Annotated in this window: 1 protein-coding gene; it reads left to right on the forward strand. The window is 64.6% G+C overall.

What is annotated here, in order from left to right; genetic code table 11:
• A partial coding sequence (tuf, locus tag N8I71_RS20575) for an elongation factor Tu (protein WP_262879923.1) occupies window positions 1–1,094 on the forward strand: 1,094 nt, incomplete at both ends.

Genomic DNA, 1,094 nt, shown 5'->3' on the forward strand with positions numbered 1-1,094 from the left:
ATGGCAAAGGCAAAGTTTGAACGTAACAAGCCGCACGTGAACATCGGCACGATTGGTCACGTTGACCACGGCAAGACGACGCTGACGGCTGCGATCACGAAGTACTTCGGCGAGTTCCGTGCGTATGACCAGATCGACGGGGCACCGGAGGAGAAGGCGCGCGGGATCACGATCTCGACGGCGCACGTTGAGTACGAGACGGAAGCGCGTCACTACGCGCACGTCGACTGCCCCGGCCACGCGGACTACGTGAAGAACATGATCACGGGCGCGGCGCAGATGGACGGCGCGATCCTGGTGGTGAACGCGGCCGACGGCCCGATGCCGCAGACGCGCGAGCACATTCTTCTGGCGCGCCAGGTTGGCGTTCCGGCGCTTGTGGTGTTCCTGAACAAGGTCGACCAGGTCGACGACGAGGAGCTTCTGGAGCTTGTGGAGATGGAAGTGCGCGAGCTTCTGTCGTCCTACGAGTTCCCGGGCGACGACATCCCGATCGTGAAGGGCTCGGCGCTTGCGGCGATGGAAGGGCGTGACCCGGAGATCGGCGAGAACGCGATCCGCGCGCTGATGGAGGCGGTCGACGCCTACATCCCGACGCCGGAGCGTGCCGTGGACAAGCCGTTCCTGATGCCGATCGAGGACGTGTTCTCGATCTCGGGCCGCGGCACCGTGGTGACGGGCCGTGTCGAGCGCGGTGTCGTGAACGTCGGCGACGAACTTGAGATCGTGGGCATCAAGACGACGCAGAAGACGACCTGCACGGGCGTCGAGATGTTCCGCAAGCTCCTGGATCGCGGCGAGGCCGGCGACAACATCGGCGCGCTTCTGCGGGGCATCGACCGCGACGCGGTTGAGCGTGGCCAGGTTCTGTGCAAGCCGGGTTCGGTGAAGCCGCACACGAAGTTCGAGGCGGAGGCCTACATCCTGACGAAGGAAGAGGGTGGCCGTCACACGCCGTTCTTCGCGAACTACCGTCCGCAGTTCTACTTCCGCACGACGGACGTGACGGGCACGGTTCAGCTTCCCGAGGGCACCGAGATGGTGATGCCGGGCGACAACCTGAAGTTCACGGTCGAGCTGATCGCGCCGATCGC

Origin of the sequence: Roseicyclus sediminis, assembly GCF_025515305.1 — a bacterium.
In the GTDB taxonomy this organism is placed as follows: domain Bacteria; phylum Pseudomonadota; class Alphaproteobacteria; order Rhodobacterales; family Rhodobacteraceae; genus Roseibacterium; species Roseibacterium sediminis.